Below are 24,023 nucleotides of genomic sequence, written 5' to 3' on the forward strand. Positions count from 1 at the left end.
CCTGATTCATTACCGGACCCCTGCCTCGTTGCGCGCGTGTTCAATACGCTGCACCAATGACGGCCAAGCCCGCACCCGCAATCGAACCGATCACGCTACCGGTCGAGGAATGGCCACCGCTTACCGGCAAGCCCAGGCCCTCGCCCGAGGATCCTTTCTACCGGCCCCCGTCCGGCTGGGAGAACACGCTGCCGGGAAGTCTGTTGCGGCGCAGGAGAATTCGTATCGCCCTGTTCGGCATAGCCCCCCTGCGCTTGCAGGCCTGGCACCTGCTCTACCGCACCACCGATCTCCACGGCGCCCCCGAGACCACAGTGACAACAGTGCTGGTGCCCCGGGATGCCCGCGAGACGTCACCAGTCCTGGCCTATCAGTGCGCCATCGATGCGGTATCTCCACGAGCCTTCCCCTCCTATGGGCTGCTTCCCCGAACATTCGGCCTCAACCAGACTCAGAACGAACTGATGTTGATGGTGGCCGCGCTCGCCCGAGGCTGGGTGGTTTCGGTGAGCGATCACGAAGGGCCGCATGGCCTGTGGATGGTGGCCAGGCAGCCGGGGTATCACGTCCTCGATGGAGTGCGCGCAACCTTGAACGCAGGCGGCGCGCATGGCATACCCCGCCTCCCGGCCAATGCCCCCGTCGGATTCTGGGGGTACTCCGGAGGCGGGACAGGGAGCACCTGGGCCGCCGAGATGGCGCCCGTCTACGCACCGGAACTCAATGTCGTCGGAGCGCTGCTTGGCGCTCCCGCGGCTCGGCCAGGCGCGCTTGTGCGGAAGCACAGCGGCAGATTCGCGTCCGGACTCATCCCACCGGTGCTGGCCGCGATGACGCGGGCGCATCCGGGCACACTCGAATTCCTCAGTGGGCACCTGACCCAGCGCGGTCGTCAGATCATCGCCAAGGCAGCAGAGGTAAGTCTCGCGGAATCGGTCTTACGGTGGCCATTCAAGAACTTCGACACCCTCGTCGATCGGCCCATCGAAGAATTGATGAAAGCGCCCGAAATCGCCAGCGTCACGGAAGAAATGGAACTGGGGCAACGCGCACCCAGCGCGCCGGTCTACCTGTACCACGCCGTCCACGACCAGCTACTACCAATCGCGGCCTCCGATCAGCTGGCGCAGGACTACATCGCGGGCGGCACTCACGTCACCTACCGCCGCGACCGGAGCACCGAACATATTCTGCTGGCCTTGCTCGGCGGCAGCGACGCCCTCGGCTGGTTGGCGGCGCGGTTAGCGGGTAAGCCATTACCGCCGGCATCGGACGTCCGGACCGTGATCTCGACATCTCTGACCCGCCGCGCGGCATGGAGCCACCTGCACTGGCAATGGGGGATCCTGAAGCTGCTCCTCGGCCGCCTGTAGGTACCGCAACAATGGCCAATCCTTCTCGCGAGAACTTAACCAAAGAGCGAACACTGTGTTCATTTTTGCCGCCGGTACTACCGGCCAGTAACCGTCTGGGCAGCGATGATGGCGGCCCATGTATTCTGAGAACAGTTTCGAGGTTCACTTCGGCCGTTTGCCTAATCGGTGATGAACCACAAGGTCGAACTGGCGCCTTAGTGGCTAACCCCGATTCAGCGCCGATTCGTGACCACGGATCATTCTTGTTGAATACGCTGCGCGAATCCTCAGATTCTTCTACGGACATCGCCACGGCCAGTCAAGGTCGCCCGGGAAGATAAGAGCGACAAGAGCAAGGACAGGAGCCAGATGACTGCCGGCACTGCGCCCACGTCCACCCCGGCGACTCAGTCGATCGAGGACTGGCCGATGCAACTTGGTAAACCGCTACCGTCCCCAGACGACCCCTTCTTTGTCCCACCCAACGGCTGGGACAAAACCGCACCCGGCACACCCCTGCGGCGCAGGCGAGTTCGGATTGGGTTGTTCGGGCTCATCCCCCTGAGGCTGCACGCGTGGCAGGTGCTCTATCGCAGCACCGACCTACATGGGGCCCCCGAGACGACCGTGACAACGGTGCTCGTCCCGAAGAAGGCCACGGAGGCGGCGCCGCTGCTGGCCTTCCAAAGTGCGATCGACGCCGTCACCCCCAAGAGATTTCCCTCCTACTATCTGCAGCACCGAACCTTTGGCATTAACCAGTCACAAAACGAGTTTCTGCTCGCAGTGGCGGCACTCCAACGAGGGTGGATAGTCACCATCAGCGACCATGAGGGGCCGAAGGGCCTCTGGATGGCGCCTAAACAACCTGGCTATCACGTGCTGGACGCACTGCGCGCCACGATTGCGGCCTCCGGCGAGGACCGCATCCCGCAGCTGTCCATCCGCACTCCGACAGCGGTGTGGGGCTACTCGGCCGGCGGCAATGCGACCGCGTGGGCGGCCGAGCTCGCCGGTGAGTACGCGCCCGAGCTCAACCTCGTGGGGGCATTGATCGGCGCGCCCGCCCCCCAACCCGGCCCCCTCATGCACCATCTCAGTGGCCAATACTCTTCGGGGCTCATCATCATCGTGCTGGCGGCCATGATGCGGGTAAGTCCATCTATCCAGGACCTCCTGGAGAAGCACCTCACCAAAAGAGGCCGCCGGATGGTCGAGAAGGCCGAACGCCTTACCGTCATCCAGGCACTGCTGTATTGGCCATTTCTCAACTTCAACAGGATCTTCGACCGTCCCCTCGAAGAGGTGATGGACACACCAGAGATCGCTGCCCTCACCGACGCGATGACGCTGGGGCTACGCACCCCCACCGCGCCGATCTACCTCTACCACTCAATCCACGACGTACTCCTGCCGGTTTCCAGCACTGACCAACTCGCCGAGGACTACATCGCCGGTGGCGCGCACGTCACCTACCGGCGCGACCGTGCCAGCGAGCGCGTCTTCCTGCTACTGTCCGGCGGTCATGATGCCCTTGGCTGGCTCGATGAACGTATGCGCGGCAAGACATTACCGACGCGACCCGATATCCGAACGGTGTTGTCGACAATCCTCTCACCACGCGCCCTGATCATGTACGTCCGGCAGGTTGTGGCCATCGTGAAGCTCCTCGCCGGGCGGCTCTGAACCTGAGTCAGTGCGCCTTCACGGCCAGTAGCGCGGCCGCGAGAGTGCGCGCGGCCGACGGCTGCGCGGGATCCAGGCCGGTAAGTTCGGCGACCCGGCGCAGTCTGTAGTCGAGGGTGTTCGGATGCACGTGCAGCGACTTGGCCGCGAGCTGCCGTCCGTGCTCGTGCTGGAGGTACGCGCTGAGCGCCTGCTGCAAATGTGGATGTGCCGCCAGTGGCTGGACCGTCGCGGCGAGTAGATCTCGGGCTCTGCCCGGACGGGTGATCTGATACTCCAAGAGCAGATCGGAGAGCCGGTAAGCGCCCGGTGCCCGACCGAGTCTTAGTGCAAGTATGGCCAACTCACGCGCCTCGTCCGCAGCGGCGGCTATCTCACCCGGATCGGTGGCATCGGAGACGCCGAGCATGACCGGCCCCCCGGCCACCTCGGAGAACAAGGGCAGCAGCGATTCCACCTTGCCCACCGCGGGCAGCAAGATGATGCCGCCTCGGCCGTCTAACGAAGTAAGGACAGGTTCGCGCGCGTACTCGTCGAGGATGTCCTGCACCAGATGGGCACGCCGTCGTGCCACCACGGTGTTCGCCGCGGGTTCCGGCATGAACAGGAACAGCACGTTGTAGGACAGCGCCAACGTGACACTGGCGCGTTCGGCGGCCTCCGTCCACGGAGTCCCCTTGACCAACGCGTCGAAAAGGTCGCGCCGGGCCTCCGTCGTCGCACTGTAAAGGCCTTGTCGCTCTTCAAGATACGCGGCAGTGACGGCAGGTAACATCAGCTGCAGATATCGCTGCACCTGCATACTGACCGCCAGCACCTCATCGATCTCGTCGGGGGTGGCCAGTTCCCGGAGCGTCTCTATGCCGACCCGCGCGGCGACGTTGTACACCGCCAGGATCGCCGGAAGCGGAATGTCTTCCTGTGCCCGCCGTGACGCCGCCAGGATCGACACCGCGAACTCGTCTTCTGTGGGTGCCCGCGATTCCACCATGACCCGGGAGAAGATTCTGAAGTGCTGCTTGGTGAACTCGGTGATCTCACCGTCGAGGACCTCGCGTGGCAGCATCCCGTAATACGGCACCTCGGCAGCGAAGCAGTCCACCGCGCGGCGTGCCGTCTCCGGCAGCCGACGCATGAACCGATCACTGAGCGACGCCGTCATCAGCGGACTCCAACTTCTCCCACTGCACCGTGGAATACCCGTACCCTCGCGGACCACATCCGCTAGACCCCTGCGCACCCTACCGTCCCGCAGTTGAGTTCGGAGGTTTGCTCACAGGTTCATGGCACGACACGGGGGTTATTGGGGCCAGTCATAGCTTTCGGGCATGGGCCTCGTATCTTTCACAAAGATCAGGCCGAGTCACGGACTTTCCCCCGCGCCGCTCCTAGGTTTCACAGATGACTGCCATCGCCCCACGGCGTTCACTCAATGAGCTGGTCACGCGGTACTGGACCATGATGTCGAAGGTCTACAACTTCCCGTTCGTGCAACGCCATGTCTACAGCCCGGCCCAAGACGACACCATCCGGCAACTACGCGAGCACAACGCCCAGCGAATCGTAGATATCGCCTGTGGCACAGGAATATTGGCGTCCCGAATCCAGGCCGAGCTGAGTCCGGCATCGGTTTTCGGCGTCGACATGTCCGACGGCATGCTCGCCAAGGCAAGGGCCCGGTCCACCGAGGTTCACTGGAAGAAGGCACCCGCAGAACAGCTCCCGTTCGGGGACGGCACCCTCGATGCCGTGGTGACAACATCGGCATTCCATTTCTTCGACCAGCCGGCCGCGCTGGCGGAGTTCTACCGCGTGCTCGCCCCGGGCGGCATGGCCTCGGTCGCCACGATCTGCCCAAAGGAGCGCCGGTGGCTGCGTCGAGGAACCGGCGAACGTGGACCGGCGCACTTCCCTACAGCCGGTGAAATGGAGCGGCTGTTCTCCCGTGCCGGGTTTGATGTCGTCGTGCACCGCCCGGTGGCGCGGCCGATCACACCACCCCTAATTTCCGTCGACTGGATCTGCGTCGGCCTCAAGACCTGACCGTCACCACCGCCGCCCTGACAACTCCGCGCCGCCATCCATTACCCTCACTGATTGACGTCAGCCTCACAACGTAAATCTGTCAGGAGTGCTCATGGACGGCTTTAACGGCAAGGTCGCCGTGGTGACCGGCGCGGGTTCGGGAATCGGACGCGCACTGGCGGTGGAACTCGCACGCTCGGGCGCCAAAGTGGCCATCAGCGACATTGACAACGAGGGCCTGGCGGAGACCGAACGCCAGATCAAGGCCCTCGGCGCAGAGGTGCGCTCCGACCGCCTCAACGTCGCTGAGCGCGAAGCCTTCCTGCTCTACGCCGACGTCGTCAAGGAACACTTCGGCAAGGTCAACCAGATCTACAACAACGCCGGCATCGACTTCCACGGCGACTTCGAGATCAGTGAGTTCAAGGACATCGAACGCATCATCGACGTCGACTACTGGGGCGTGGTCAACGGCACCAAGGCCTTCCTGCCACACCTGATCGCCTCCGGCGACGGCCACGTCATCAACGTCTCCAGCATCTTCGGCATCATGGCATGCCCCGGCCAAAGCGCCTACAACGCAGCGAAATTCGCGGTACGCGGGTTCACCGAGTCGCTGCGCCAGGAGATGATCATCGGCAAGAAGCCGGTCGCGGTCACCTGCGTGCACCCCGGCGGCATCAAGACCAATGTGGCGCGCAACGCCACGGTCGCCGAAGGCTACGACCATGCCGAGTTCGCGAAGTTGTTCGATCTGCTCGCACGAACCAGCCCACAGGCGGCGGCACGCATCATCCTCACCGCCGTCCGCAAGAAGAAGCCACGCGTACTCGTCGGGCCGGATGCCAAGGTGATCGATGTCTTGGTCCGACTGACGGGCTCGCGGTACCAGGATCTGTTCCTTCTCGGCGAGCGGTTCCTGATGCCCAAACGTTCCCACTGACCCACTACTCTGACTATTTGACAGTCGTCTAACAAGGAGACATCTATGGAAGGCTTCAACGGCAAGGTCGCCGTGGTGACCGGCGCGGGTTCGGGAATCGGACGCGCACTGGCGGTGGAACTCGCACGTTCGGGCGCCAAAGTGGCCATCAGCGATGTCGACGCCGAAGGTCTGGCCGAGACCGAACGCCAGGTCAAGGCCCTTGGCGCAGAGGTCCGCTCCGATCGCCTCAATGTTGTTGAGCGCGAAGCCTTCCTGCTGTATGCCGATGCGATCAAGGAGCACTTCGGCAAGGTCAACCAGATCTACAACAACGCCGGCATCGCGTATCAGGGCGAGGTAGAGGAAAGCCAGTTCAAGGACATCGAACGAATCATCGACGTCGACTTCTGGGGTGTGGTCAACGGCACCAAGGCCTTCCTGCCACACCTGATCGCCTCCGGCGACGGCCACGTCATCAACGTCTCCAGCCTGTTCGGCGTGCTGTCCATGCCCGGCCAAAGTGCCTACAACTCAGCCAAATTCGCGGTACGCGGGTTCACCGAGTCGCTGCGCCAGGAGATGATCATCGGCAAGAAGCCGGTCGCGGTCACCTGCGTGCACCCCGGTGGCATCAAGACCGCGATCGCACGCAATTCCACTGCCGCGGAAGGCTACGACGTCAAGGCCGGGGCCGCGTTGTTCGACAAGTACCTGGCGAATACCAGTCCCGAAGCGGCCGCACGCATCATTCTCACCGCGGTCCGCAAGAAGAAGCCCCGTGTGCTCGTCGGCCCCGACGCCAAGATCCTCGATGTGATCGTTCGAGTCACCGGAGCGCGCTACCAGGACATCTTCTCCCTGGTCACCCGCTACGTGCTACCCAAGCCCACGAAGAAGTAGCTTCCCGGGGTTGATCATTCGCGCTGCCCGGCTATCGCGCAGCGCGAATGATCGACGGCAGGAAGGTTCCGATGATGGCCTGGTCGAAGACCATCGTGCTGGGAAGCCGGTTGTGCACGATCGCCACCGAGATATTGCGTTTCTGGTCAGCCCACCCGAACGAACCGCCGGCTCCGATGTGCCCGAAACCGCCACCGATTATCGGCACCGTCAACGAGTGATACCCGCGGTGCCACCCCATCGGCAGCCCCAGCGTGTGATCGATCCGGTAGCTGTTCTTACGGGCCAGTCCCTGGGTGATTTCCGGCGAGAGCAGCCGTATCCCGTCGACACTGCCATCCCCCGCCAGGGCGGCGTAGAGCTTGGCCAGCGCGGGCGCGGTACAGCAGGCGCTGCCGGCGCCGCACCGCAGATCCATCACCGGGGCACTCGCATGCCCGTCGTCGGCCAGCAGCATCTCGGCACCGGGCTGGTACAGCGTCGAGGCCGCCCCCTTGGCCCCGGGCATTTTGTCGAGCGCCCCCATCACCGGCGGGGCCGCCCGCCGAATGAAGCCCGACCTGGCGACCCGATCCAAATACGGTGTAAGGGCGGCCGATTCGGAGGGCGCACCTTCGGGAGGCCGCCCCATATGGATTCCGTCGACTCCGAGCGGCTCGGCAAGTTCGGTGCGATACAGCTCTTCGAGGTCCTTACCGGTGACGGCCTTGGCGAGCCGGCCCATCAGCCAGCCGATAGACAGCGCGTGGTACGCGGGCTTACCGAAGTATCTGTCGACGGGCGCGGCGGCGAGCCGGTCCGCCATCAGGTCCGGATCGAACATCTCCTCGTAGTTGTGCGCGATGCCCGTCAGGCGTGACAACCCTGCGGTATGCGACAGGATCTCGTCGACCGTGATCGCACCCTTGCCCTGCGCGGCGAACTCGGGCCAGTACCGCGAGACCGGCGCGGAGTAGTCCAGCAGACCGCGATCCACCAGCCGGTGAATGATCGTGGCGGTGACTCCCTTGGACGCCGAGAAGATCACCGGCGCCGTGTCCCGCGTCCACTGCTGCCCCAGCTGCGCGAGCCCTGCCCACAAATCGAGTACGGGTTCGCCGTCCACGTACACGCAGATGGCGCCGCCGCCGACGTGGTACCTGGTGAAGGCAAGGGAGAAGACCCGCACCACTCCCCGGAACTCGGGGCGGGCCCAGCCATTCACCCCTGGTGGCAGCTCCACACCGCGTTCCGGCGACGGGTAAGCGAAGGGCAGGGGGGCGGGTTGTGACGATTCAGTGGCCGCGTCGTCGAAGCCATGAGGTTGTGCCATAAGTAACACTGAGTACCAGGTACTCGAGGTCAAAACAAGACTGGCCGAGGAGATGTCAGGACGGATACCCAATCGGCGGGTGCCGATTGGGGGTGATTCACTGACTCAGCCCGACGGTCTTCGCGCGAGCACTCATCCTCAGCCGACGGCCTTGATGATCTGGGGCCACAAGAACGTAAACGAGATCTGGTCGAGCGCCATGGTCAGCGGCAGCCGGTTATGCGCGAAGCCGACGGAGATCTTGCGCTTCGGATCGGCCCACCCCATCGAGCCACCGAGTCCGATATGGCCGAAACCGCCGCGGAATCCGTTCATGGGCAGCGACATGTATCCCAGGTGCATTCCCATGGGGAACACGATGGTGCGGTCGATGGTCAGATTTGTCTTACGGGCAAGCCCGGCAACAGTTTCCGGAGAGAGGAACTCGCGGCCGTCGACGCTGCCACCATTCGCCAGGGCCGCGTACATCTTGGCGAGCGCGGGCGCCGTGGCCACCGCGTTGGCGGCGGGTGCCTGCATGTCGTACAGAGCCGAATTCACCGTGCCGTCGTCGGCGAGGATCCGCTCCATTCCGGGCTCGTACATCGTGCCGATGGCACCTTCGAAGCCGGGAAGGCGATCGATGGCACGGATGACCGTCGGCAGTACCCGGCCCACCACGGGCTTGTTCGCCACCGACTCCAGGAAGGGATACATCGAGGCGGCCTTGGTCGGCGAGGTGCGCGGCGGCCGACCGAGGTGAATCCCGTCGACCCCGAGCGGTTCGGCTATCTCGGTCCGGAACAGCTCGCGCATGTCCTTACCGGTGACCGATCGAGCGAGCCCCGCGAGCAGCCATCCGAAGGTCAGTGCGTGATAGGCGCGCTTACCGTAGAACTTGTCGACGGAGGCCGCGGCAAGACGTTGCTCCATCAACTCATGATCGGCGATTTCCTCTGCGTGGTAAGCGATTCCTTCAAGCCGAGAGAGGCCAGCGCGATGATCGAGCACCTGGCGCACGGTGATGGTCGACTTACCGTTGGCCCCGAACTCCGGCCAGTAGCGCGCGACCGGGGCGTCATAGGAAAGCAGCCCGCGATCAATCAAACGGTGAATGACGGTGGCGGCGATGCCCTTCGACGCCGAGAAGACGAGGGCGCCGGTGTCACGAGTCCAGCCCTGCCCGGCAGCCGCGGCGCCCGCCCAGATATCCAGTGCCGGTTCGCCGTCGACGTAGACGCTCAGACCACCGCCGCCCAGGCGGTACTTGGTGAACATCCAATCGAAGGTCCGAACGACGGCGGACAGCTCAGGCCGTGCCCAGCCCTCCACTCCGCCCGGTAGCCGCAATCCGGGCAGGTCCCCCGGGTACAGCTCATCGACACGTGCAGGTGCTGTGGCCGCAACATTGGGGCCCAGAGGGATCGCCATAGTCAGACGTGAGTAGCACGGCTTAAACGACCAGGTCAAGTCACGATCTGATGTATAGAGATGTTATTGCAGGTCAGAGAACCGCAGCCCTGCCCGCCGCCATCCACTACCGGGGATTCTCGGCCCTCGGGACCCAGGGCTCGAATCGATAGTCCGCGAGGTTGAACGTGCGACTGCGCCAGGCGGACTCCACCGTGGTTGTCGGCCGAAGAGGGGCATCGCCGTTCTTGTCGAAGTAGTAGCTGTTCGCCTGTGCGCAGCTGTCTTGCCAAAAGATCTGGCGTCGTCTGCGCCTGAGCATCTCCGCGAAGAATCGGTCATTGGCCCGTTGGGTGACTTCGACGTACTTGGCATCGAGTGTGCGCGCGCGCCTGAGGCACCGAGCGATATGGGTGGACTGTGCTTCGATCAGCGCGAAATACGATGAGCCGTTGTATCCGTACGGTCCCATGATCGAGAAGTGATTGGGAAATCCGGGCACACTCACGCCCTCGTAGGCCTGTAGGCGATGCGTATCCCAGTAGGCCTGCTGTGTAAGTCCCTCGCGCCCGGTCAGGTCATAGGTCGGCATATTGTCCGGGTCCATTACCTTGAAACCGGTTGCCAGGATGAGGATGTCCAGCTCGTGCTCGACACCGCTGGACACATGGACGGCGTGCGGGTCGACACCGGCGATCGGGTCTGTTTCGAGTGTGACGTTATCGCGGTTGAAAGTCGCAAGGTACGTGTTGTGAAAACTTGGGCGCTTGCAGCCCAGCCCATACCGCGGTGTCAGCTTCTCACGGGTCTCGGGGTCTCGAACCTGGCCGTGTAGGTACCTGCGCGCGAGCGACTCCACGACGGGTGACATGCCGGGTAATGCCCCGTGATAGTGCGCCGGAATCGGAAAAGTTGCTTCCACAAACGCCTGGCTGACCAGCCGCGTGGCTTGTAGGCCGCCGGGTAGCCGAGTCAGGAATCGCGACACGGTACCGCGCAACGAGAAGTCCGGTTTGGGCAGGCACCAGATAGGCGTTCTCTGGAACACGGTGAGGTGCTCCACTTCTGGAGCGATAGCGGCGACGATCTGGACAGCCGACGCCCCAGTTCCGATGATTCCGACTCGCTTTCCCGCGACGCTTTGGCTGTGGTCCCAGCGGGCGGTGTGCATCGTCTGCCCTGCGAAATCCTCGATGCCGTGAATCTCCGGATAGACCGGCCGGGTCAAGACACCGCACGCGTTGACGACAAAGCGGGCAGTCAGCTGTTCTCCCGCCGCGGTGCTGATCTTCCACAGACAAGCCTGCTTGTCGAAAACCGCGCCGGTCACGGTGGTGTTGAACCGAATTTTTTCTGTGAGACCGTATTTCTCAACGCAGTGCTCCGCATACGCCTTCAGCTCCCGGCCAGGGGCGTAGCTACGCGACCAATTGCGTTGCTTCTCGAACGAAAACTGGTAACTAAACGACGGGATATCGACCGCAATGCCGGGGTAGGTGTTCCAATGCCAGGTTCCCCCAACGCCGTCGGCCTCGTCAATCAGCAGCAGGTCATGAAAGCCATTCTTTTGTAACGTGATCGCGGTACCAATGCCCGAGAATCCGGCGCCGATGATGATGACAGAGTGATCGGGCGTCGGCTGGTTGTCGGCCGACTGAGCGGATGTCCGGGGTTCGGTGGTCGCCACGTCGTCGTTGACGGTTGTCATAGATGTTCCAGTTCTCGAGTAGGTCACATGCGGGCAAGCAAGTTGCCGAACGAAGCCGGCAGTGCGCGAAGCGCGTGGTAAGCGAGCCGAGACTCGATGCCCACGGGCACGATCGAGAGGTTGTGTTGGGCAGCACGAATGATGGCTCTGGCCACAGTATCTGGTGGATGCCCCAGCTTGAAGCCCCTCGCCATCATTGCCTTTTCCTCGTTGACAGATCCGCGCAAGCGAGTGTGCTCCAGAATCGGTGTCTTGATCACCCCGGGACAGATAACACTGACACCAACTCCGCGGCCCGCCCAATCCGCTCTCAGACAACGAGAGAACATGATGACGGCCGCCTTGGACGCGCAGTAGGAAGCCATTCGGCGGTTGGGAATGTATCCGGCGCCCGAGGCCACGTTGACCACGTGCCCTGATCCACGCGCCACCATATCGGCTCCGAATGCCCGGCACCCGTGGGCGACACCGTCGAAATTGATGGACCGCAACCACACCCAGTCCTCGACCGTGGTCTCCAGAAAATCACCGCCGACGCCGACCCCCGCGTTGTTGACCAGAACGTCGACAGGCCCGTGCTCTGCTCTGATGCGCGCGGCTGCCTCATCCACCGATTCGGCACGGGCCACGTCGCACTGGTATCCGAAAACCCGCCTGCCGCCGTGCCGGGTAACGCCCACGAAGGCCTGCAGTGCGTCCTCGTTGATATCCAGGCCAATCACCTCGGCACCCTGGCTTGCATAGCGTTCCACGGTGGCAGCGCCGATCCCGCTGGCCGCACCCGTCACCACGACGCGTTGTGGCATCTTCACGCGATGCACCGAGGGCGGGCGATAACCTGCACGCCGTAGCGAGGACGCAACGTGAGGGTGCCTTCAGGATCGACGGGATGCCCAGGCTTGAGATCAAACGTGAAGTGCTGACTCAAGATTGCTGCCACCAGGACCGACTCCATCGTTGCGAAGCTCTGTCCGATACAGATGCGTTTGCCGCCACCGAAGGGCATGTACGCGCTGCGAGGCCGGTCTTTGCCCGCGCCAGGCATGAACCGTGAGGGATCGAATTCCTCCGGAGCCTTCCACCACCGTTCGTCATGGTGGACCAGATGTCCCGGCATTATTATGGTGGTGCCCTTTCGGATTCGATGCCCACCGATAACATCGTCTTTCACCGCGACTCGCGGAACGATCCAAGCCGGCCCGTAGTACCGCATCGCCTCCAGGAAGCAGGCGGTCGTCCACGGCAGTTCTGCGAGGTCGTCCGCGCTTGGCGTGCGGCCCTGCAGCACCTGATCGACCTCGGCGAGCATCCGGTCACGGGCATCCGTATTCAGCGCCAGCAAGTACCACATCCACGACAGTGCGTTGGCCGTTGTCTCATGCCCTGCCAGCATGAATGTTATCGACTCATCACGAACTCTTTTGTCCGATAACGGTTTCCCATTCTCAGCCTCAGTGGTGAGCATGTAGTTTAAGAGGTCGACTCCATCGGTGGGATTGGTCTTACGATCACGCACCAGGTCCCAGACTGCCTTGTCCAATGCTTTCGCGACGACCTGTATACGCCGGAATGGCCACGGCAGTGGTATCGGCAAGAACGCGCCGCGCATCACCATACGGAACAACCAGCGCGGCGGCTCTGCCACCAGGAACAACCGCAAGAACTTCACACCGAACCGCAGACCTGCGGTCACCTTGTCTGACATAGCATCGGAGATGGCGCCGAACTGCCTGCCGAACAAGGCGTTTCCAACAATATTGAGTGTGAGCCTCACCATCGCATCCGACAGGCTCATCTCGACAGGTCTGCCACCCTGCGACTTCAAGTCAGCCACCATCTCGTCGATCGGCTCAATCATCAAGTCGACCAATCCATTCAATCTACGTTTGGCAAACATGGGATTGAGCAGCGTGCGATGCCACTGCCAGGATTCCTCCTCGTCGGTGAAGAGGTTGAGACCCAGCAGGGCACGCAGCAGCTCAAACTCAAAGGACTTGTGGTAGTTCAGCCGCCCGGCATGAAATACGTGATCGATATACTCGGGATGAGTCAGGCCGACGAAATTTCTATTCCCGCAACGCCATCGAGTGATGTCACGTCCCGCGATCCGGCGAACCAGGCCATGGTTGGGATCGAGCCCATACCTCGCCACATCGAGGGTCATCACGAGACCATTCAGCCGCCTTGCCGGCGCGCCCGAGACGAGCACTGGTTTGTCGACCTTCGCCGTCCCAGCCTCCACTGTGCTGATCGCTGCAGACGCCATTGTCTTCACCTCTCCGGTATGCGAGATCCGAGATCTCCGAATCATCATCTGATCTCATGTGAGACCATTTACATTAGAGCGTTAATCGTCAAAGTTTTCAAGGAGTCGGCAAGATTTGCGATCATCGACAGATGCGCCGCACGTCTGACCTCTACGGCGGCCAAACGCACGCGCAACGACGGCAGGAACGTCGTTCACGGTTTGTCCGCGCCGCCTTCGACATCTGGCGCGAGTCTGGCTGGGCAGCGGTGACGATGCGCAAAGTATGTGCGCAGACAACCCTGAACACCCGATATTTCTACGAGGACTTCTCCGATAGAGACGACCTGTTGGTCGCGGTGTGGGAAGGCATCCGAGCCGAACTGCTCGCAGCACTACTGGACGTAGTCGCCCTCGATCCGGAACGGCCTCCGCTGGAGACCCTCAGCCAGGCACTCCGCACGCTCGTCACGTGGGTCGCGGATGATCTTCCGCGCGCGCACGTGCTCCTGGGCGCCCACACAGGTTGTCCCGCACTCGAGAAAAAGAGGCAGGCCTCCCAGCGTGAACTGATTGAACTCATGATCGACACCGGTAGCCCTCATCTGCGGGCAGATGCCGACCCCGACGCATTCCGGGTCGACGTCACCATCGGCCTCCACGGATTCACCGGCATGCTGAGCGAATGGCATTCCGGCGCACTCGCCCTCACCGAGGCACAGGTCGTCGACCACGTAACCCGGCTCGCCTCCACCATCGCGAGCCAGCACATCAAGACCGCTGACTAACGCACCAGTATCTGGTGGTCGATGAGCCAGGTATCCACTACACGCTGGGCGTCAGCGCCGCTCGAGACCTCCCGAGTCATCGCTGCCAGATCTCCGGTGGTCAACTCGCCGGCAACCTTGTTGAGCGACAACACCTGAGGTTCGGACAGCTCATTGCGCCGGTACAGCGGCACGACGTTGTTGGCCGGAAGCCAGCTCTTCTCGTCGTCGACTACCGTGACCCCGGCGGCAGGAAGAGCCGGGTTGGCGGTCGACGTCCAGGCCACGGCCACTTCTCCACGCTTGAGAGCTGCGAAAAGCTCAGCGGTATCGGGGAATTGGCGCGGATTACCCGTTGAACAGGAGCCAAGTCGGACTACCGGAGCAGACCCCGAACCCACCTGGCCGGCGTGCGCCAGTTCATCGCAATGCCGCGCGAGCCCTGCCAGCGTGGGCTTGGAAGATGCACTTGTCGCAGCGGACGGAACCGCCACGGCCGGGCGATCTTCAGCCGTCCCGTAATCGGCGGCCGCCACACCGGCGGGCAGGGTAGCGATCATGGCCTGGTACGTGACCTCTTCGTCCCCGCTGGGCCGCTGCTGGGGCGCGAACTGGCGCAGCAGCCTGCCGGTGAATCCAGGTGCGACGCTCGCGATGCCCGTGTCCAATTCCGCTACCGGATCGGCACTCTCCCGCACCGTGGTGTCGATACCAGTCGCCTTCACCACCGCCGCATAGATGTGCGCGAGCACTCGGTACTGCGGTTCATTCGGCGTAACCACCGTTAAATACGGTGCTGGGCCATGGTTTTCCGAACAGCCAGCCAGAACGGACACCGCAATCAGCAGCCCCGCCGTCCATGCGCGAAACGTCAAACGGCTAGTCGCTCTCGTGTGCAACAGCCTGGACCGCCGCGGCCACGGCGGGTCCGACACGCGGATCCAGCGGGCTGGGCACGATCTTGTTGGGCGCCAGATCGGGTTCCACTACCGAGAAGATTGCCTCGGCCGCAGCTACTTTCATCCGCTCGGTGATCTTGGTGGCCTCGGCGTCCAACGCCCCGCGGAAGACGCCGGGGAACGCCAGCACATTGTTGATCTGGTTCGGGAAATCGCTACGTCCGGTCGCGACGATCGCCGCGTACTTGGCCGCCACATGCGGGTGAATCTCGGGATCGGGGTTGGAGCACGCGAAGACAATGCTTTCGTCGGCCATGGTCGCGATGAGTGACTCGTCGACCTTTCCGGCCGAAACACCCAGGAACACATCGGCACCCGCGAGTGCCTCCGCCTGTCCGCCAGTGAGACCACGCGGGTTGGTGCGCGCGGCAAGATCCACTTTGAACTCGTTGAGGTCATCGCGGCCGGAATGCACGATGCCCTTCGAATCCAGCACCGTGACGTCGGTGATGCCGTCGGCCAGCAGGATGTTCGCGCAGGCGACACCTGCCGCACCCGCACCGGAGATCACTACCTTGAGCGACTTCTGGTCGCGGCCCAGCACCCGCGATGCGCCCATGAGCGCGGCCAACACCACGATGGCTGTGCCGTGCTGGTCGTCGTGCATCACCGGACAGTCCAGTGCCTCGATGACGCGCCGCTCGATTTCGAAACAGCGCGGCGCCGAGATGTCCTCCAGGTTGACCGCACCGAAGGTGGGGCGCAGCCGGATCAGCGTCTCGACGATCTCGTCGGGATCCTTGGTGTCCAGCACGATCGGGATGGAGTTGAGTCCGGCGAAGGTCTTGAACAGCGCGCTCTTGCCCTCCATCACGGGCAGTGATGCCGACGGACCGATATCGCCGAGACCGAGTACCGCGCTGCCGTCGCTCACCACCGCGACCAGGCGATGCGCCCACGTGTACTTCTTGGCCAGGCTGGGGTCGGCGGCGATGGCCCGCGACACTTGTGCGACACCCGGGGTGTAGGCGATCGACAGTGCACGCTGAGTATCCAGCGGCGACTTGAGCTCTACCGACAGCTTCCCATCGATATGCGCTTCGAAAATCTCTTCATCTGTCACGACAACGTCGGATGCGGTCACAGCGTGAGACTACTGGCCGCCGTGAAGGTCACTCCTCGCGACTCTGGAACTGTGAGCGGCGTGTTACGCGCCCGCCACGAATCCGCGCACCGACTCGGCGATCATCTGCACCGCGATGGCGGCCAGTAACAGACCGGCCACCCGGGCCAACAGCATGATTCCGCCCTCCCGCAGCACCCTGATCAGCACCGTTGAGAATCGCAGCGTCAGATACAGCACCAGGTGTACGCACAGGATCGCGGCAGCGATGGCCAGATATGTACCCACCTGCCCCTGCGCCTGACGGACCGCGATGATGGTCGCCGCAATCGCACCCGGGCCCGCCATCAGCGGGGTACCGAGCGGCACCAGCGCCACATTGACCCCACTGTCCGCGTCATGGCTGGTGGCCCCTCCCATCAACAACGACAAACCGGTGATGAGCAACAGCAGCCCACCGGCTCCCTGCAGCGCGGGCACCCCGATATGCAGATAGGCCAGGATCGCCTGGCCGCCTATCGCGAACATCGAGATGACCGTCAAGGAGACCGCCGGCGCCTGCCAGGCAGCGCGATGTCGTTCGGCGGCCGGCTGGCGGCCCGTCAGCGACAGAAACACCGGTACCGCGCCCGGGGGGTCCATGATGACCACCAGAGTGATGAACACTGAGGTGAACACCGCGATGTCGAAGGTCACGACTTCAGTGTCCCAGGCCGCCCCACAGCTTCGCGGGTTACCATCGCGCGGAACGGTTACGCAGAACGATTGGTTGCGAGCAGGGAGCCCACATCATGGCGCGATTTCCGTCGGTCAATCCGTCATCGTTGCGTTCGCCCGTGCGTGCGCGCCCGCCCCTCCCCGATGCCAAACGCATCCCCGTCCCGCTCGCCCGTGCCATCGTCGACTGCGGGGTCTACGTCGACGGGGTGCGCCTGCCGGGGAAGTACACCCCCACTGCCGCACTGGAGAAGGTGCGCTCACTGGATCGCGGATTCGTCTGGGTGGGGCTGCATGAACCCGACGAACATCAGATGGAGGCCGTCGCAGGGCCCTTCGGGTTACACCGGCTGGCCGTCGAAGACGCGGTCCACGCACACAACCGCCCCAAGCTCGAGCGGTATGACGACACCCTTTTCCTGGTCCTGAAGACCGTCAATTACGTTGAACACGATTCGATTTCGACGGCACGCGAGATTGTTGAGACCGGCGAGATCATGATTTTCGTGGGCGGCGACTTCGTGGTGACAGTGCGCCATGGCGACCACAGTGGTCTGGCCAAGGTGCGCGCGCATATGGACGCCGACCCCGACCACATGCGGCTGGGCCCCTACGCCGTGATGCACGCCATCTCCGACCGGGTCGTCGACTCCTACCTCGAGGTCTCCGACCTGGTGGAGGACGATATCGACTCCATGGAGGAGAACGTCTTCTCGCCACGGTCGGCCACCGATATCGAACATATCTACATGCTCAAACGTGAGGTGGTGGAGCTGCGCCGGGCGATCAGCCCGCTGTCGGTCGCACTGAGCAAGCTCACCCAGGACCACAACGACCTCATCGCCAAGGAAGTCCGTCGCTACCTGCGTGACGTGCTGGATCACCAGACCCATGCCGCCGACCAGATATCTAGCTACGACGAGATGCTCACCTCCCTGGTGAACGCAGCGGTCGGCAAGGTCGCGATGCAGCAGAACACCGATATGCGCAAGATCAGTGCCTGGGTCGCCATCGTCTCCGTGCCCACCATGATCGCCGGCATCTACGGTATGAACTTCGATTTCATGCCCGAGCTGCATCAGCCGTGGGGCTACCCGGTGGTGCTGCTGGTCATGGTCAGCGCCTGCACGTTCGTGTACCGCACCTTGCGGCGCAACCGCTGGTTGTAACGACGGCTACGACGGCTGCGCGTGAGCGCGCGACGGATCCATCACGTCGATATCGGCCTGCTGCCACGCGTCTCTCAAGGCCTCTGCTCCCTTGAGCCGCACCCAGGCCGCTTCGTTGGCGGTGATGGGCACCGCTGCCAGGAATCGCACCGGCGAGAGCGGTTCGGGCAATGGAAGATCCGGAATATCACCGTCCTGCAGCAGCACCGCGGTGTACGCCTGTCGTGCCGGATCGTCCCAGAGTGGCTGGCCGAGATCGACCAGCCCGTCCTCGCTGAGCACCAACCCTTCCACCGCCGGCGACGCCGCCAGCACGGCAAGAGATCGGGCCAGGCCGGGAAATACACTGCCGCGCAGGGTGATCGACACTTCGGCACGCGGCCCCAGTTCCTCGGAGGTCAACATCTCCCCCGGGTCGCTCATCGGGTACCGCGATGCCCCCACGGAGACGAAATGCGACACCCCGGCATCATCAGGGCCAAACCGCAGCAGCTCGTACGGTTCGGACCCAAGAAAGGTGACCGAGGCCGAATCCGGCTCCCCCGCACCGAGAGTACCGAAATGACCGGACAGATGCGCGAGCACCCGACGGACAATTTCGTCCGAGTTCATTCCAGCGCTGCTCACTCGCCGATAGCGGGCAGGGAAAGGTTCTCCCCCGACGCGGCATCGAAGATCACCAGCTTGCCGGTGTCGATGATCAGCTCGATGGGCTGTCCCTCCACGACCGTCGACGCCGCCGAAAGCCTTGCCACGAATTCGTTCTCGCCAACTTCGGATTCCTGAGCCAGTTCCGTCAGCTCTTCCGAATGCGCCGCGCCGCCCTCAGTGGTGAAGTGCACGTACTTGTCCGAACCGAGCGACTCCACCACATCGGCGCTGACGGTGAGCGTCAACCCGGTGATCCGCTTGTAGGTGTCGACCAGGGCGGCGTCCTCGAACTGCTCGGGCCTAATGCCCACGATCACATCGCTGCCCAGGACGCCGGCCTTCCTGGCAGAGACGTTCGCGTACACGCTCGCCTCGAGTGTCACCTCGCCGAAGGGCAGCTGCACACCGATATCGGTGAGTGTCGCCGGAAAGAAGTTCATGGCCGGGGAGCCGATGAAACCCGCCACGAACAAGTTGGCAGGTGTGTCGTACAGCTCCTGAGGCGCACCGATCTGTTGCACCTTTCCCGCGCGCAGCACCACCACCCGATCCCCGAGCGTCATCGCCTCGGTCTGGTCGTGGGTGACGTAGACGGTGGTGGTGCCCAACCGCTTTTGCAGCCGCGCGATCTCGGTACGCATCTGCACCCGCAGTTTCGCATCGAGATTGGACAACGGTTCGTCCATCAAGAACGCCTTCGGGCTGCGCACGATCGCACGGCCCATCGCTACTCTCTGTCGTTGACCGCCAGAGAGGTTGGCGGGCTTGCGATCCAGATAGTCGGTCAGATCCAGGATCTTCGCGGCCTCTTCGACCTTGGCATGGACATCGGCCTTGCTCATCTTGGTCAGGGTCAGCGGAAAGGCGATGTTCTGCCGCACCGTCATGTGCGGATACAGCGCGTACGACTGGAAGACCATCGCGATATCGCGGTCCTTGGGCGCCTTCTCGTTGACCCGCTCACCGGCGATCGTGAGCACACCGGAGGAGATGTCTTCAAGTCCGGCAATCATGTTCAACGTCGTCGACTTACCGCACCCCGACGGTCCGACCAGGATGATGAACTCGCCGTCCGCGATATTCAGGCTGACGTCCTGTACCGCCGCGGAACCATCCGCGTACGTCTTGGACACCTGGTCGAGCACAATCTCAGCCATCGCTAACCCTTCACTGCACCGGAGGTCAACCCGGCAACGATCCGTCGTTGGAATATGAGCACGAAGATGATGATCGGCACCGTGATGACAATGGCGCCCGCGGCAATCGATCCGGTGGGCTCCTCGAATTGCGAACTGCCGGTGAAGTTCGCGATGGCGACCGGCGCGGTAATGGAGCGGTCCGTCGCCGTCAGCGAGATCGCCAGCAGCAGGTCGTTCCAGGCGAAGATGAACACCAGGATCGCGGACGTGACGATGCCCGGCGTGGCCAACGGCGCGATAACCTTCCAGAAGGCCTGTGCCGGTGTGGCGCCATCCATCTTGGCGGCCTTCTCCAATTCCCAAGGGATCTCACGGAAGAACGCCGAGAGCGTGTAGATGGCGAGGGGTAACGCGAAGGTGATGTACGGGATGATCAGCCCCGGCCAGGTATCAAATAAGCCGACCGAACGCTCGATATTGAAAATTGGTGTCACCAGCGAGATCTGCGGGAACATCGCGATGAGCAGGGCCGCACCGACGAGCGCCTTCTTCCCGGGGAAGTCCAGTCGCGCCACCGCGTACGCGGCCATGGTGCCCACGCTGACGGCGATCACGGTCGCGATGAGCCCAATGCCGATGGAGTTCACCAGTGCCGAGGTGAACACGTTCCCGCTGAAGATGCCGCGGTAGTTATCAAGGGTCACCGGCCAAGGGAAGAACTTGCCATCCTTGACCGTCGAGGTGGGTTTGAGCGACAGGCTCAGCACCCACAACACCGGTACTAGGGCATAACACAGCACCAGAACGTCGGCGATCAACCATCCTGCGGCGCGCGATGGATTCGTGCGGGTCACCGTCGCGTCCCCTCGTCATCCGCTGTCGGCGCCGAGGCGCCGAATCCCTTGATGAAAATGAAGGCGATGACGGCCACGCACAGGAAAATCAGGACGCTGATCGCCGAGCCGAGCCCGACGTTGAATGCCTTGAACAGATTGTCGTATCCCAAAATCGACACCGACCCCGTGTTGTTGCTGCCCCCGGTGAGCACATAGATGTTGTCGAAGATCCGGAAGGCATCCAAGGTACGGAACAGCAGCGCGACAAGGATCGCGGGTTTCATGATCGGGATGGTGACCCGGATCAGCCTGCTCCAGCCGCCAGCACCGTCGACCTGGGCAGCCTTCAACAAATCGTCGGGAACCAGTGCCAAACCGGCCAGCAGCAACAGCGCCATGAACGGCGTGGTCTTCCACACCTCGGCCAGGATCACCACCGCAAGCGATGGAATCTGCTGTGTCAGTGGCGCGCTGCCCGAAGGGAGCAGATTGGCCAGGTATCCGGTGCCCGGCGTCCATGCGTAGTACCAGCTGTAGGACGCTGCGACGGTGACGATTCCGTACGGAATCAGCACGGCAGTGCGCACGACACTCTTGCCGAAGATCGTCCGATGCATCACCAGCGCAAGGGTCAGGCCGAGCACGAGCTCGATGACCACCGAAATCACCGTGATGGCAAGGGTGACCACCAGGGCGCTCCACCAATACCTGTCGGTCAGCACCGTGATGTAGTTGTCGAACCACACGAACTTGCGATCCTGTGGACTGGCCAGGCTGTACTTCTGCAGGCTGAGCCAAATGGCGTAGCAGATGGGGTACGCGGTAACTGCGAGCATGAGAATCGCGGCGGGTGCGATGAGCAGCAGACCGAGGCGCCGCTCGGCCTTCTTTCCCGCCGAGTCGGCCCCCTTGGCAGTCGAAACGGTCACGGGATCAACCCCCGTCCATCCACGGCCTTCTGTACCTGATCGGTCAGCAAGTCGGCGGTGCGCTCGGGATCGATCGCGGTGATCGGCGCCAGCGCCGCCGACACTCTCGTCGAGATGGCCTGGTAATACGGCGAGGCCGGACGCACTGCGGCGTTGGCCAGCTGCTCCCGGATGATCGCGTACGCCGGGTACTTGGCCTGGAACTCGGGATCGTCGTACAGGGAAGCGTCCACCGCGGGCAACCCGCCCTCGATCGCCGTCACTTTTTGATTCTCCCGGCTGCGCAGGCAGTTCAACGCCTCGAAGGCCTGCGCCTTGTAGCGCGTGGTCTTGGCGACCGCGATGTTCAGCCCACCGATGGTGACCCTGGCGGGCTGCCCCGCAACCGCAGCCGGAAATGGTGCGAAACCAAGTGCGGCACTGGCCGCCTCGTACGCGGCGGTGAACTGCTCATCGTTCGGCTCGAAGCGTCCCGCGTCGGCGATCGCACCGGTCAGGTCCGGGCGCCGATCCAGACGCAGGAATGGAACGCCACCCTTGATCGCGTTCTCCATCATGCTGGCCATCACGAACGGCCAATTGATCTCAAAGGCCGCCTTACCTTGCTCAAAGGCCAAACGCGCTGTGCCCTCATCGGTTTGGGTGATGGAGGGGTCCGCGCCGTCTGCTGTCGCGATCGATTTGATGATCCGCAATGCGGTGACCGTGGCGGCACGATGCTCCGGGGTATCGGTCAAGGTGACCGTCGTACCGTCATCACCCAACACCGAGCCGCCGGCACTGACCAGCAGGGTGTTGAACAGCACCACCAGGCCTTCGTACTGTTTGCCCTGCAACGCAATCCAACCAGGCCCGCCCGAACGTGCGAAACCTTCGGCTGCCTGCACCGTCTGATCCCACGTCTCGGGCGGTTCAGGTACCAGGTCCTTGCGGTACCAGAGCAGTTGGGTATTGGTACTCAAGGGGGCCGCGTACAGCTTGTCCTTCCAGCGAGCGCTCGCCAGCGGACCCGCGAGGGTGTCGCGCTGCGCGTTGGCCTCGGTGACGCCCGCCGGGTCCTCGGAAAGCGGCAGCGCCCAACCCGCTTCGGCGAACTCCGCGGTCCACACCACGTCCATGCCCATCAGGTCCAGGGTGCGATCGTTACCGGTCAATCGGCGCGCAAGCTGCAACCGCTGCTCGTCGGCCCGCTTCGGGAGGCTGACCTGCCGGATGGTGAACCGGCCGCCCAGTTCTTTGTTGCATCGCTGCGCGGCGGCGGTGAAGGTACCGGCCTCACTGGCCGGCGTATAGAAGCGGATGACGATGCCGTCGTCCGAGCGCGCACATCCCGTCAGCGAGGCCAGCGTCAGGCAGATGACGCCCAGCGCCACACCCTTCCGTCGGAACCATCCGGCCGACGACTCCAGCACGACCGCCTCCTGGTCCGTTGACGCGCTGTCGGCACCTCCGTGTGCCGACCACGGCGGGCACACCCGTCCCGCGCGGCAACCGTAGAGCTAAAACCAGGTGACATGCAACATGTTCGGTGCGCGCGTCCCATTATTCAGGGCGCGGGCAACGCCGCAGGCCAGCGCCACCGGGCACCAGCCGACGGGGCCTAGATAGCTAGCTTGGCCAACATGTCGCGAGCGGCCTCGGCCTGCGCCGGCTCGCACAACACGTCATATCGTCCCGCGACGAGCTGCATGGTCGATGCGAAATCCCTTGTGCCCCTCGTCATCGCGTAGGGCACCGCGGCAGTGACCAACCCGAAGACCAATCCGACGGTAAGTCCCACGACGAGTGAGCCGGCCAGATTTGTGCTGAACATCCCCAGCACCAGGCCGATGAACAGGCCCAGCCAGGCTCCGCTGAGCATGCCCCCGCCCAGCACCTTGGGCCACGACAATCTCCCGGTCACCCGCTCGACCTGCATCAGATTCACCCCGACGATGGTGACGTTCTCGACCGGGAATTGCTGATCGGACAAATAGTCGACGGCGCGCTGAGCCTCCGCGTATGTCGGGTACGAACCGATGGGCCAGCCTTGTGGCGGCGTCGGCAGGGACAACGACGAAGACAATGGCGAGCGCGGTGACGTCGAGCGCTGTTGTTGCCCGGGGGTGAGCGGTTGTCCCACGAGTTCGGCCCTCCTGCAGAAAGTCAGTGATGCATAGCTAGCACTCATTTAACGCCCGACCGCACCAGATGGTGCCCCTTTGGCCGCTACCTGCGACTTTCCGCCCGCAGCACGGCCAGAAACCCC

General features: G+C 63.2%; 22 protein-coding genes. 7 read left to right on the forward strand and 15 right to left on the reverse strand.

Annotated features, from left to right (window positions below):
- The first annotated feature begins 56 nt into the window (after nt 1–56).
- Complete coding sequence (locus B4394_RS01930) at nt 57–1,373, forward strand: lipase family protein (protein ID WP_078309570.1); 1,317 nt, start codon at nt 57–59, stop codon at nt 1,371–1,373.
- A 351-nt stretch (nt 1,374–1,724) separates the two neighbouring features.
- On the forward strand, nt 1,725–3,041 hold the full coding sequence (locus tag B4394_RS01935) for a lipase family protein (protein ID WP_078309573.1): 1,317 nt from the start codon (nt 1,725–1,727) through the stop codon (nt 3,039–3,041).
- A 7-nt stretch (nt 3,042–3,048) separates the two neighbouring features.
- Here the strand turns inward: B4394_RS01935 and B4394_RS01940 are convergent, their stop codons facing one another.
- Nucleotides 3,049–4,203 (reverse strand): PucR family transcriptional regulator, encoded by a 1,155-nt coding sequence (locus B4394_RS01940; protein ID WP_078309575.1) that lies wholly within the window; start codon nt 4,201–4,203, stop codon nt 3,049–3,051.
- Nucleotides 4,204–4,442: 239 nt separating this feature from the next.
- On the opposite strand from B4394_RS01940, the gene B4394_RS01945 reads away from it, so the two are divergent.
- From B4394_RS01945 to B4394_RS01955, 3 genes are all read left to right on the forward strand, one after another.
- On the forward strand, nt 4,443–5,084 hold the full coding sequence (locus B4394_RS01945; RefSeq protein WP_078309577.1) for a class I SAM-dependent methyltransferase: 642 nt from the start codon (nt 4,443–4,445) through the stop codon (nt 5,082–5,084).
- 94 nt (nt 5,085–5,178) lie between these two features.
- The gene (locus tag B4394_RS01950) at nt 5,179–6,009 is read left to right on the forward strand and encodes an SDR family NAD(P)-dependent oxidoreductase (protein ID WP_078309886.1); all 831 of its coding nucleotides are present in this window, start codon (nt 5,179–5,181) and stop codon (nt 6,007–6,009) included.
- 45 nt (nt 6,010–6,054) lie between these two features.
- Complete coding sequence (locus tag B4394_RS01955; RefSeq protein ID WP_078309579.1) at nt 6,055–6,891, forward strand: SDR family NAD(P)-dependent oxidoreductase; 837 nt, start codon at nt 6,055–6,057, stop codon at nt 6,889–6,891.
- A gap of 31 nt (nt 6,892–6,922) precedes the next feature.
- Here B4394_RS01955 and B4394_RS01960 read toward each other — a convergent pair whose 3' ends face one another.
- From B4394_RS01960 to B4394_RS01980, 5 genes are all read right to left on the reverse strand, one after another.
- Entirely contained in the window at nt 6,923–8,203 is a 1,281-nt protein-coding gene (locus B4394_RS01960) for a serine hydrolase domain-containing protein (RefSeq protein WP_078309580.1), read from the reverse strand.
- Nucleotides 8,204–8,341: 138 nt separating this feature from the next.
- Complete coding sequence (locus tag B4394_RS01965) at nt 8,342–9,613, reverse strand: serine hydrolase domain-containing protein (RefSeq protein WP_078309582.1); 1,272 nt, start codon at nt 9,611–9,613, stop codon at nt 8,342–8,344.
- Nucleotides 9,614–9,719: 106 nt separating this feature from the next.
- Nucleotides 9,720–11,300 (reverse strand): flavin-containing monooxygenase, encoded by a 1,581-nt coding sequence (locus B4394_RS01970; protein WP_078309584.1) that lies wholly within the window; start codon nt 11,298–11,300, stop codon nt 9,720–9,722.
- Nucleotides 11,301–11,323: 23 nt separating this feature from the next.
- Nucleotides 11,324–12,106: an SDR family NAD(P)-dependent oxidoreductase gene (locus B4394_RS01975; RefSeq protein WP_170914958.1), complete on the reverse strand. Its 783-nt coding sequence runs from the start codon at nt 12,104–12,106 to the stop codon at nt 11,324–11,326.
- A 2-nt stretch (nt 12,107–12,108) separates the two neighbouring features.
- Nucleotides 12,109–13,566, reverse strand: a complete 1,458-nt coding sequence (locus tag B4394_RS01980; protein ID WP_078309588.1) for a cytochrome P450 — start codon at nt 13,564–13,566, stop codon at nt 12,109–12,111.
- Between the two features lie 131 nt (nt 13,567–13,697).
- On the opposite strand from B4394_RS01980, the gene B4394_RS01985 reads away from it, so the two are divergent.
- Nucleotides 13,698–14,333: a TetR/AcrR family transcriptional regulator gene (locus B4394_RS01985; RefSeq protein ID WP_078309590.1), complete on the forward strand. Its 636-nt coding sequence runs from the start codon at nt 13,698–13,700 to the stop codon at nt 14,331–14,333.
- Here the strand turns inward: B4394_RS01985 and B4394_RS01990 are convergent.
- The 3 genes from B4394_RS01990 to B4394_RS02000 form a co-directional block, all read right to left on the reverse strand.
- On the reverse strand, nt 14,330–15,094 hold the full coding sequence (locus B4394_RS01990; RefSeq protein WP_286141871.1) for a glycine betaine ABC transporter substrate-binding protein: 765 nt from the start codon (nt 15,092–15,094) through the stop codon (nt 14,330–14,332). The two genes, B4394_RS01985 and B4394_RS01990, sit on opposite strands and share 4 nt — an antisense overlap.
- Nucleotides 15,095–15,191: 97 nt before the next feature.
- The gene (locus tag B4394_RS01995; RefSeq protein ID WP_170914962.1) at nt 15,192–16,334 is read right to left on the reverse strand and encodes an NAD(P)-dependent malic enzyme; all 1,143 of its coding nucleotides are present in this window, start codon (nt 16,332–16,334) and stop codon (nt 15,192–15,194) included.
- Nucleotides 16,335–16,418: 84 nt separating this feature from the next.
- On the reverse strand, nt 16,419–17,030 hold the full coding sequence (locus tag B4394_RS02000; RefSeq protein ID WP_078297568.1) for a MarC family protein: 612 nt from the start codon (nt 17,028–17,030) through the stop codon (nt 16,419–16,421).
- A gap of 95 nt (nt 17,031–17,125) precedes the next feature.
- Between B4394_RS02000 and corA the strand changes: the two genes are divergently transcribed.
- Complete coding sequence (gene corA / locus B4394_RS02005) at nt 17,126–18,220, forward strand: magnesium/cobalt transporter CorA (RefSeq protein WP_078309594.1); 1,095 nt, start codon at nt 17,126–17,128, stop codon at nt 18,218–18,220.
- 6 nt (nt 18,221–18,226) lie between these two features.
- On the opposite strand, the gene B4394_RS02010 is transcribed toward corA, so the two are convergent.
- The 6 genes from B4394_RS02010 to B4394_RS02035 form a co-directional block, all read right to left on the reverse strand.
- The gene (locus B4394_RS02010; protein WP_078309595.1) at nt 18,227–18,832 is read right to left on the reverse strand and encodes a suppressor of fused domain protein; all 606 of its coding nucleotides are present in this window, start codon (nt 18,830–18,832) and stop codon (nt 18,227–18,229) included.
- 11 nt (nt 18,833–18,843) lie between these two features.
- The gene (locus B4394_RS02015; protein ID WP_078309596.1) at nt 18,844–20,028 is read right to left on the reverse strand and encodes an ABC transporter ATP-binding protein; all 1,185 of its coding nucleotides are present in this window, start codon (nt 20,026–20,028) and stop codon (nt 18,844–18,846) included.
- A 2-nt stretch (nt 20,029–20,030) separates the two neighbouring features.
- Nucleotides 20,031–20,864, reverse strand: coding sequence for a carbohydrate ABC transporter permease (locus B4394_RS02020; protein WP_078309598.1), 834 nt, complete (start codon nt 20,862–20,864; stop codon nt 20,031–20,033).
- Nucleotides 20,861–21,775 (reverse strand): carbohydrate ABC transporter permease, encoded by a 915-nt coding sequence (locus B4394_RS02025; RefSeq protein WP_078313973.1) that lies wholly within the window; start codon nt 21,773–21,775, stop codon nt 20,861–20,863. The genes B4394_RS02020 and B4394_RS02025 overlap by 4 nt, the downstream gene beginning before the upstream one ends.
- Nucleotides 21,772–23,187, reverse strand: coding sequence for an ABC transporter substrate-binding protein (locus tag B4394_RS02030; protein WP_078309895.1), 1,416 nt, complete (start codon nt 23,185–23,187; stop codon nt 21,772–21,774). The genes B4394_RS02025 and B4394_RS02030 overlap by 4 nt, the downstream gene beginning before the upstream one ends.
- 188 nt (nt 23,188–23,375) lie before the next feature.
- Nucleotides 23,376–23,840: a YflT domain-containing protein gene (locus B4394_RS02035; protein ID WP_199340199.1), complete on the reverse strand. Its 465-nt coding sequence runs from the start codon at nt 23,838–23,840 to the stop codon at nt 23,376–23,378.
- Nucleotides 23,841–24,023: the final 183 nt, after the last annotated feature.

This window comes from Mycobacterium sp. D16Q16, from assembly GCF_002013745.1.
In the GTDB taxonomy this organism is placed as follows: Bacteria; Actinomycetota; Actinomycetes; order Mycobacteriales; family Mycobacteriaceae; genus Mycobacterium.

Excerpts from the sequence above, each read along its gene's own strand:
- B4394_RS01940 (WP_078309575.1), bottom strand. The coding sequence starts at position 4,203 with ATGACGGCGTCGCTCAGTGATCGGTTCATGCGTCGGCTGCCGGAGACG.
- B4394_RS01975 (WP_170914958.1), bottom strand. The coding sequence starts at position 12,106 with ATGCCACAACGCGTCGTGGTGACGGGTGCGGCCAGCGGGATCGGCGCT.
- B4394_RS01960 (WP_078309580.1), bottom strand. The coding sequence starts at position 8,203 with ATGGCACAACCTCATGGCTTCGACGACGCGGCCACTGAATCGTCACAA.
- B4394_RS01950 (WP_078309886.1), top strand. The coding sequence starts at position 5,179 with ATGGACGGCTTTAACGGCAAGGTCGCCGTGGTGACCGGCGCGGGTTCG.
- B4394_RS01945 (WP_078309577.1), top strand. The coding sequence starts at position 4,443 with ATGACTGCCATCGCCCCACGGCGTTCACTCAATGAGCTGGTCACGCGG.
- corA (WP_078309594.1), top strand. The coding sequence starts at position 17,126 with ATGGCGCGATTTCCGTCGGTCAATCCGTCATCGTTGCGTTCGCCCGTG.
- B4394_RS01965 (WP_078309582.1), bottom strand. The coding sequence starts at position 9,613 with ATGGCGATCCCTCTGGGCCCCAATGTTGCGGCCACAGCACCTGCACGT.
- B4394_RS01985 (WP_078309590.1), top strand. The coding sequence starts at position 13,698 with ATGCGCCGCACGTCTGACCTCTACGGCGGCCAAACGCACGCGCAACGA.
- B4394_RS01930 (WP_078309570.1), top strand. The coding sequence starts at position 57 with ATGACGGCCAAGCCCGCACCCGCAATCGAACCGATCACGCTACCGGTC.
- B4394_RS02015 (WP_078309596.1), bottom strand. The coding sequence starts at position 20,028 with ATGGCTGAGATTGTGCTCGACCAGGTGTCCAAGACGTACGCGGATGGT.
- B4394_RS01935 (WP_078309573.1), top strand. The coding sequence starts at position 1,725 with ATGACTGCCGGCACTGCGCCCACGTCCACCCCGGCGACTCAGTCGATC.
- B4394_RS01955 (WP_078309579.1), top strand. The coding sequence starts at position 6,055 with ATGGAAGGCTTCAACGGCAAGGTCGCCGTGGTGACCGGCGCGGGTTCG.
- B4394_RS02010 (WP_078309595.1), bottom strand. The coding sequence starts at position 18,832 with ATGAACTCGGACGAAATTGTCCGTCGGGTGCTCGCGCATCTGTCCGGT.
- B4394_RS01980 (WP_078309588.1), bottom strand. The coding sequence starts at position 13,566 with ATGGCGTCTGCAGCGATCAGCACAGTGGAGGCTGGGACGGCGAAGGTC.
- B4394_RS01970 (WP_078309584.1), bottom strand. The coding sequence starts at position 11,300 with ATGACAACCGTCAACGACGACGTGGCGACCACCGAACCCCGGACATCC.